The organism is Microbacterium sp. (genome assembly GCF_046295495.1).
In the GTDB taxonomy this organism is placed as follows: domain Bacteria; phylum Actinomycetota; class Actinomycetes; order Actinomycetales; family Microbacteriaceae; genus Microbacterium.
Window position 1 is genome coordinate 1 of sequence record NZ_JBKBNC010000070.1, and the last position, 8,155, is coordinate 8,155.

The window sequence follows — 8,155 nt, forward strand, 5'->3', positions numbered from 1 at the left end:
GGGCGGGACGCCCGCGCTCAGTGGCGGTGGCGGGCGGCGGAGGCGCGCAGCGACTGGATGGCGCGGTCGGGGTCGTCGGCGCCGAACACGGCGGAGCCGGCGACGAAGGTGTCGGCCCCCGCCTCGGCGGCCTGGGCGATCGTGGATTCGCCGATGCCGCCGTCGACCTGCAGCCACACGCTCGATCCCCGGCGCTTGGCCTCGTCGGCGAGGGCGCGGAGCTTGGGCATCGTCTCGGGCATGAACGACTGCCCCCCGAAGCCGGGCTCGACGGTCATGACGAGGATCTGGTCGAACTCGTTCAAGGAGTCGAAGAGGTTGTCGACGGGGGTGCCGGGCTTGACGGCGACACCGGCGCGCGCGCCGATCGCGCGCAACTGCCGCGCGAGCGCCACGGGCGAGGCTGCGGCCTCGAGGTGGAAGGTGACGGATGCCGCGCCCAGCTCGGCGTAGGCCGGGGCCCACCGGTCGGGATCGTCGATCATCAGGTGCACGTCCAGCGGCACGGGACTGGTGTCCTGGATGCGCCCGACCATCTGCGGGCCGAACGTCAGGTTGGGCACGAAGTGGTTGTCCATCACGTCGACGTGCACGAAGTCGGCACCCGCGATGCGCGCGAGCTCCGCCTCCATGTTCACGAAGTCGGCGGCGAGGATGCTCGGGTTGATGCGCGGGGCGTCGGTAGGCACCCGACCATTATGGGCGCGTCGGTCGTCGCGGGAGTCCCGCGGGGCGCCGGTGCGGCGATCGGGGAAGCGTGTCATCACGCATAAACGCGATCCACTCGCAGAAACGCGAGGAGCGAGCGTTTCTGCGCGCGGATCGCGTTTATGCGTGGGTGCGGGGCCCGGGACACCGGGGGGACCGTGGCGTCGACGGGTGTGGGGCGGGGCGGGACGCCACGCGGGCGACGCGCGGGGCGGGGTGGGTCAGCGCTTGCGCAGCAGGGCGATCGACATCGCGTCGGTGCCGTGGCGGTGGGGCCACAGCTGCGCGCGCAGCGAGCCGTCGGCCTGCTCGGGCAGGTCGATGTCGGACACCGCGATGCCGCGGACGACGGCGCGGGCGTCGAGCTCCTCGACGGCATCGCCGAGGGCGCGCTTGACCTCCGCGAGCACGCCCGAGGTCTCGGCCAGGTGCGGCGAGCACGTGACGTACGCCACGACGCCGCCGGGCCGGAGCGCCTCGAACGCCGCCAGCACGAGCTCGCGCTGCAGGGCGGTGAGGTCGGGGACGTCGGCCGGGGTCTTGCGCCAGCGCGCCTCGGGCCGGCGGCGCAGCGCCCCGATCCCCGTGCACGGGGCGTCGACGAGGATGCGGTCGTACTCCCCCGCGGCGCCGGCCGCTCGCTCGCGCCCGTCCTCCTCGCTCACCGGCACCTCGAGCGGCACGGATGCCACGGCCTGGCGCACGAGTCCCGCACGCGCGGGCGCGATCTCATTGGCATCCAGGTGCGCACCGTGAGCGAGGGCCTCGGCCGCCAGCAGCGCGGTCTTGCCCCCGGGGCCGGCGCAGAGATCGAGCCACCGCTCGCCTTCCTGCACGGGCAGCGCGCGGCTGAGTGCGAGGGCGGCGAGCTGCGACCCCTCGTCCTGCACGCGGATGCGGCCCCGGGAGGCACGGATGAGACCCTCGGGGTCTCCCCCGCGCGTGGTGAACGCGGTGGGCGCGAAGCGCGCGGTCGTGGCGTCGTCGGGGACCTCGGCGAGACCGGGCAGCGCGATCATCGCCACGCGGGGCGCGACGTTGTCGGCCTCGAGCAGGGCATCGAGCTCGTCGGCCCGCCCCTCGGCCGTGAGCGCCCGGCGCAGGGCCCGCACGATCCACACCGGATGCGAGGTGGTGAGGCCGATGCGCTCGTCGTCGCTGCGGGCGGCCGCGGCGATGCGATCCATCCACTGACCGGGGGTGTCGCGTGAGACGCGGCGCAGCACGGCGTTCGCGAACCCCGCGGCCCCGCGCCCGCCGCCGGTGCGTCGTGCCAGTTCGACCGACTCGTTCACCGCGGCGTGCGAGGCCACGCGCGTCGACAGGAGTTGGTGCACGCCCAAGCGCAGGGCGTCCAGGACGGACGCGTCGATACGGTCGACGGAGCGGTCGGCGGCGGCGGCGATGATCGCGTCGTACGTGCCCCGGCGCCGGAGGGTGCCGTAGGTCAGCTCGGTCGCGAGCCCCGCGTCTTTGGCATCCAGTCCGGCCCGCCCGATCGCGTGCGGCAGCAGGAGGTTCGCATACGCCTCGTCGCCCGAGACGGCGCGAAGGACCTCGTACGCGACGGCGCGCGCTCCCTGCACGCTCATGCGCCCAGCACCGGCCCGCTCGTGCGGAGGCCACGGAACCAGTCGCCCGCGTTCATCGCACCCTTGCCGGCCGGCTGCACCGTCTCGAGGCGCAACGGCGTCGATCCTGTTCCCACGAGCACGTCTTTCCCGGATGCCACGACCCGTCCCGGTGGGATCGGCGGGGTCGGCGCGGCGTCGGCGATCGCGGCGCGCAGCACCTTGAAGCGCGCTCCCTCGAGGGTGGTGTGGGCGCCGGGCTCGGGCGTGACGCCGGCGATGCGGTGCAGGAGGGTCTCGGCATCCCGCGTGAGGTCGAGGGCGCCGTCGTCGAGCGTGAGCTTGGGGGCGAGGGTGGGCTCGCCCCGTTGCGGGGCGGCGACGGCCGTGCCCGCGGCGATCCCGTCGACCACGCGCGCGAGCAGCGGAGCGCCGAGGACGGCGAGGTCGTCGAGCACCTCGGCGGAGGTGGCGCCGGCGGGGATGTCGTAGCGTTCCTCGGCGAACACGTCTCCGGCGTCGAGGGCGGCGACGAGCTGGAACACGCTCGCCCCGGTGACCGCGTCGCCCGCGATGAGCGCGCGCTGCACGGGGGCGGCTCCGCGCCAGCGCGGCAGCAGCGAGAAGTGCAGGTTGATCCAGCCGTGGGCGGGGGTCGAGAGGAGCGGTTCGCGCACGAGTCCGCCGTACGCGACGATCACGCCGAGCGCGGGCTCGAGGGCGGCGATCTGCGCGGTCGCCTCGGCATCGAGACGGTCGGCCTTGAGCACCGCGATGCCGAGCTCTTCAGCGGCCTGCGCCACCGGCGACGGTGTGAGCACGCGCTTGCGACCGAGCGGGGCGTCGCTGCGCGTGACGACGGCGGCGATCTCGTGCGGACCGGCCGCGAGGGCGCGGAGCGAGGGGACGGCGACGGCGGGGGTGCCGGCGAAGACGAGGCGCATGGTTCTCCTCTGACTCTCGGGAGCGGATGGACGTGTGGGCGGACCGCTCAGAGGTCGGGCTCGGGGATGTCGAGGCGGACTCTGAGCGTACTGCGCGGCTTCGGGCCGCGATCTTTGCGCGACCTGCGAGCCCGCAGGGCATCGGCGATGACTCCGGCCCGCAGCGCTTCGGCCACGGCGCGCCCGTGCGCGTAGTCGAAGCGCACCAGCGCGCGGGACGTGGAGGTGTCGGGGTCGGTCGAGGTGTCGACCGGGCCGAGGATCGCGAGGGCGTCGAGATCGGGGACCGCCTCGCGCAGGGAGCCGAGCAGGGTGTCGACGCTCCGGGCGTGTCCGTCGACGCTCGCGACGCGCACGGCGGGCGGCATCCGGAGGGGGGCGCGGTCGGCGAGCTCGGCACGGGCGTACGCGGGCTGCGTCCAGGTGGCCAGCGCCCGGGCCACGGGGCCGGCGACGCCGACCAGATGCACGGGTGCGCCCGGGGCGGCGAGGGCCGCGGCGTTCGACCACCAGCGCAGGCAGCTCTCGCCGATGCGCAGCGCCTCGCTCTGCAGCATGCGATCGCCGTCGAGCAGGATGACGGCGCGGTAGCCGCCGCGCGCGAGCGGTTCTGCGCCGCGCGTGGCGATCACCAGGGCCGGTGCTGCATCCACCTCCGCCACGGGGTGCGCACCGTCGGCGACGATCACGCGCGTGTGGGGGAAGGCTCGCCCGAGCTCGTCGGCCGTGCGCTCGCTGCCGGACGACGCCATGCGCAGCTTCGCGGAGCCGCAGTGGCCGCAGGTCCACGCGTGGGCGCTGCGCCCGCACCACGCGCACACCGGTACGGCGCCGGGGCGGGCGGCGCGGAGCGGCCCCGCGCAGTGCGGGCAGCGGGCGGGACGACGGCAGTCGGCGCACACGAGCGAGGGCGCGTAGCCCGGGCGCGCGACCTGCACGAGCACGGGACCGCTCTGCAGGGCCTCCCGGGCCGCGGCGAACGCCGACGACGGCACGCGCGACTGGCGCTGCTCGCCCTCGCGCGTGGCGCTGAGCACCACGCGGGGGCTGGGGCGACGTGCCTGCACGATCTCGCGGACGTACCCCACGTCGACCAGCCGCTGCACGTCTGTCGTGCGGGTGTGGCCGGCGAACAACAGCGCGGAGTGCTCGAGCTCCTGCCGCACGAGGGCGGCGTCGCGAGCGTGCACCCCCGGCGCGAGGGGCTCGGCGAGCAGCGAGTCCCCGTCGTCCCAGATCGCCACGAGCCCCGTGTCGTGCGCCGGGGCGTACACGCCCGAACGGCGACCGACGACGATGCACGGGACCGGGGCGAGGGTGCGCAGATACTGCGCGTAGCGTGCGGGCCCCGACTGATCGGAGTCGTCGCGCACCACGGCCTCGGCGGGGACGAGCTCGGCCAGGGCGGCGAGCAGCTGCCCCTGATCGCGGTAATCGGGCACCACGAGCACGGCGCTCCTCCCCCGCGCCAGCGTGCGGGTGGCGGCGGCGGCGAGGAGATCCGCCCAGGCACCGCGCGGGAGTTCCGGATGCGGGTGGGGCGGGGCGTCGAGTGCGAGGCGCTCCCCCGCGTCGAGGGCGGCGGCCAGGCCCGGGTACGGACTCAGCACGGCTTCGGCGCGCTCGCGGGCGGCGGGGACCACGTCGGGAACGGTCGGTGCGGGCGCGGCGGCCCACGCCTTCTCGGCGCGCACCATGCGTTTGGGGACGGCGAGGCGCAGCACGTCGCTGACCGATCCCGCGGCGCGATCGGCGACGCGCCGCGCGAGCGTGTAGAGCCTCGGGGGCAGCACGGGCATCGACGAGACCACGGCCTCCACGGCCGACAGCGGCCGCTCCGTGCCGTCGTCGGCCACGACGTCGACGACGAAGGCGTCCATCATGCGTCCGGCCGAGCGCAGCGGGACCTTGACGCGCACGCCCGGGGCGACGTCGGCGACGAGCGGGTGGGGCACGGCGTAGTCGAACAGGCGGTCCAGCTGCGGCACCGGGGACTCGAGCTGCACGCGGGCGACGCGACGTTCGCTCATCGCCGTCCTCCCCGGGGCGGCGGCATCCCCCGCTCCGCGCGAGAGCGCACGGCGACGCGGACGCCCGCGCGCGTCGCCGCCGCGACGGAGCGTGCGCCCCGTCTCGCGACGCCCGACCTCACCGTCAGAGTCCGGCGGCGGCGCGCAGTTCGTCGACGCGGTCGGTGCGCTCCCAGGTGAAGTCCGCCAGCTCGCGGCCGAAGTGGCCGTAGGTCGCGGTCTGGGCGTAGATCGGGCGCAGCAGGTCGAGCTGCTCGACGATCGCCGCCGGGCGCAGGTCGAACACGTCGCGGATCGCGCGCACGATCGCGTCGTCCGAGACGTGCGCCGTGCCGAACGACTCGACGTACAGCCCCACCGGGTTGGCCTTGCCGATCGCGTAGGCGACCTGCACCTCGAGGCGGTCGGCGAGACCGGCGGCCACGGCGTTCTTGGCCACCCAGCGCATGGCGTAGGCGGCCGAGCGGTCGACCTTCGACGGGTCTTTGCCGCTGAAGGCTCCTCCGCCGTGTCGCGAGGCCCCACCGTAGGTGTCGATGATGATCTTGCGGCCGGTCAGACCCGCGTCGCCCTTGGGACCGCCGATGACGAAGGGTCCGGCCGGGTTGATGTAGTACTTCACCTCGGGCAGTGCCAGGCCGGTCTCGGCGAGCACCGGGTCGATGACCTCGGCCTGGACACGCGCGCGGAGCTCTTCCTGCGAGATGTCGGGGTGGTGCTGCGTCGAGAGCACGACCGAGTCGACGGTGCGCGGCGTGAAGCCGTCGTAGCCGAGGGTGACCTGCGTCTTGCCGTCGGGCCGCAGGAACGGCAGCGAGCCGTCTTTGCGAACGGATGCCAGTCGCTCGGCGATGCGGTGGGCCGTCCACGCGGCCATGGGCATGAGCTGCGGCGTCTCGTTGGTGGCGAAGCCGAACATGATGCCCTGGTCGCCGGCGCCCTGCAGATCGCGCGGGTCGACGGAGCCCCGTTCGCGTTGCTCGAAGGCCTTGTTGACACCCGCGGCGATGTCGGAGGACTGCGCGCCGATCGAGATGCTCACGCCGCACGAGTCGCCGTCGAAGCCGGTGTCGCTCGAGGTGTAGCCGATGCGGGTGACCACGTCGCGGACGATCGCGGGGATCTCGACGTAGGCGCTGGTCGACACCTCGCCCGCCACGTGCACGAGGCCGGTGGTCACGAGCGTCTCCACGGCGACGCGCCCCGTGGGGTCGTCGGTGAGGATCGCGTCGAGGATGCTGTCGGAGATCTGGTCGCAGATCTTGTCGGGGTGTCCTTCGGTCACGGACTCGGACGTGAACAGGCGCAGGTCGGTCAAGACGACTCCGGGGTGTTGGCGGGCGGGGACGGGCATAAGTATGCCCCGGGTGGCGCGTGGGCCGCCCGGGGCATCGTCACATCTGTGAACGGATCACGTGTGAGCTGAGCCTGTGGATTACTCCGCAGCGCGCAGGCGCAGCTTGTCTTCGTGGATCTCGTGCAGAGCGATCGTGAGGGGCTTGTCCTCGACGGTGGAGTCGACCAGCGGACCCACGTTGTCGAAGAGGTTCCCCTCGTGCAGGTCGGAGTAGTAGTCGTTGATCTGACGCGCCCGCTTGGATGCGTAGATGACGAGCTGGTACTTCGAGTCGACCTTGTCGAGCAGAGCGTCGATGGGCGGGTCGATGATGCCCTTGTCACGTCCGGCCATGGGGAACCTCCTGGTTCGGCGGATGGGGTGGATGCGGCGCCGGGAGCGCCGAAGCATCCTCTTATTCTAGCCGACGCCGGCTCGAGCTGTGCCGAGGAGCGCCGGGTGGGAGCTTTGGGGGCGCCGCCCATGCAACGGGGCGGTCATCGGCCGCCCCGTTGCACGCAACGCGCCCCGCACGGGCGTCGACGGTCAGTGCTGCGCCGACGCGAGGGCGACGACCTGGGCGGCCGCATGGGCCACCTCGTCGTTCACCACCCGGTAGTCGAACTCGTTCTGCGCCGCCAGCTCCACGCGGGCCGTGCGCAGACGTCGCGCGCGCTCCTCAGCATCCTCGGTGCCGCGTCCGACCAGACGCTGGACGAGTTCGTCCCAGCTCGGCGGGAGCAGGAACACGAGGGTCGCCGAGGGATCGGCGGCGCGCACCTGGCGCGCCCCCTGCAGGTCGATCTCGAGGAGGGCGGTGCCGCCGTCGGCGAGCACACGCTCGATGGGCGCGCGCGGGGTGCCGTAGCGGTTCTTGTTGTGCACGACCGCCCACTCCAGCAGCTCCCCCGCCGCGACGAGGCGGTCGAACTCGGCGTCGTCGACGAAGAAGTAGTGCTCGCCCTCGACCTCGCCCGGGCGGGGGGCGCGGGTCGTCGCCGACACCGAGAGGTGGATCTCGGGATAGTGCTCCTTGATGTGCGCCGCGACCGTGCCCTTGCCGACGGCCGTGGGACCGGCGAGCACGATCAGGCGGCTGCGCCCCTCGCGCGGACCCGGTTCGGGCCAGCGCGTGTCGAGGAACTCCCGCAGGGCGTCGCGCTGACGCGTCCCGAGACCACCCAGGCGCTTCACGGGCGAGATGCCCAGCGAGACGAGGATGCGATCGCGCTTGCTTTCGCCGATCGCGGGGATCGCGGTGAGGAACTCGGTGACGCGCATCGCACCGGCCGCGGACAGCGGCTCGGCGAGACCGCGCCGCAGGAGCTCCTGCGGCGAGATGACCCGCGTCGAGACGTCGCGCTTCAGCGCGGCGCGCTCGCGACGCGCTTGGACGGCACGGCGCGACGCGGCGGCACGGTCGACCTCGGGCGGACGACGGGTTTCAGCCATGCAGGGACTCCCGGTAGAGCGCGGCGCGCTCGTCGATACGGGCGGCGAGGCGGGGGGGCCCGACCGCGCGGCTGCGCCGGCTCTCGGTGGCGACGACGGCCGACGCCACCGAAC

At 73.9% G+C, this 8,155-nt stretch carries 7 protein-coding genes; all 7 read right to left on the bottom strand.

The window, feature by feature from the left end; translation table 11 throughout:
- Positions 1-17 precede the first annotated feature (17 nt).
- Entirely contained in the window at positions 18-689 is a 672-nt protein-coding gene (rpe, locus tag ACK4LS_RS14335; protein ID WP_409718664.1) for a ribulose-phosphate 3-epimerase, read from the bottom strand.
- Positions 690-929: 240 nt separating this feature from the next.
- Positions 930-2,300: an RsmB/NOP family class I SAM-dependent RNA methyltransferase gene (locus ACK4LS_RS14340; protein WP_409718667.1), complete on the bottom strand. Its 1,371-nt coding sequence runs from the start codon at positions 2,298-2,300 to the stop codon at positions 930-932.
- A complete protein-coding gene (fmt, locus tag ACK4LS_RS14345; RefSeq protein ID WP_409718669.1) occupies positions 2,297-3,223 on the bottom strand; it encodes a methionyl-tRNA formyltransferase in 927 nt (308 codons plus the stop codon). The genes ACK4LS_RS14340 and fmt overlap by 4 nt, the downstream gene beginning before the upstream one ends.
- A 47-nt stretch (positions 3,224-3,270) precedes the next feature.
- Positions 3,271-5,253 carry a primosomal protein N' gene (locus ACK4LS_RS14350; RefSeq protein ID WP_409718672.1) on the bottom strand — a complete coding sequence of 661 codons (1,983 nt, stop codon included), beginning with the start codon at positions 5,251-5,253 and terminating at the stop codon, positions 3,271-3,273.
- Between the two features lie 124 nt (positions 5,254-5,377).
- Positions 5,378-6,571, bottom strand: a complete 1,194-nt coding sequence (metK, locus tag ACK4LS_RS14355; RefSeq protein WP_409718675.1) for a methionine adenosyltransferase — start codon at positions 6,569-6,571, stop codon at positions 5,378-5,380.
- Between the two features lie 117 nt (positions 6,572-6,688).
- Positions 6,689-6,943 (bottom strand): DNA-directed RNA polymerase subunit omega, encoded by a 255-nt coding sequence (rpoZ, locus tag ACK4LS_RS14360; protein WP_055837405.1) that lies wholly within the window; start codon positions 6,941-6,943, stop codon positions 6,689-6,691.
- Between the two features lie 192 nt (positions 6,944-7,135).
- Positions 7,136-8,041: a guanylate kinase gene (gmk, locus tag ACK4LS_RS14365; protein WP_409718678.1), complete on the bottom strand. Its 906-nt coding sequence runs from the start codon at positions 8,039-8,041 to the stop codon at positions 7,136-7,138.
- Positions 8,042-8,155: the final 114 nt, after the last annotated feature.

Excerpts from the sequence above, each read along its gene's own strand:
- ACK4LS_RS14340 (WP_409718667.1), bottom strand. The coding sequence starts at position 2,300 with ATGAGCGTGCAGGGAGCGCGCGCCGTCGCGTACGAGGTCCTTCGCGCC.
- fmt (WP_409718669.1), bottom strand. The coding sequence starts at position 3,223 with ATGCGCCTCGTCTTCGCCGGCACCCCCGCCGTCGCCGTCCCCTCGCTC.
- ACK4LS_RS14350 (WP_409718672.1), bottom strand. The coding sequence starts at position 5,253 with ATGAGCGAACGTCGCGTCGCCCGCGTGCAGCTCGAGTCCCCGGTGCCG.
- rpoZ (WP_055837405.1), bottom strand. The coding sequence starts at position 6,943 with ATGGCCGGACGTGACAAGGGCATCATCGACCCGCCCATCGACGCTCTG.
- gmk (WP_409718678.1), bottom strand. The coding sequence starts at position 8,041 with ATGGCTGAAACCCGTCGTCCGCCCGAGGTCGACCGTGCCGCCGCGTCG.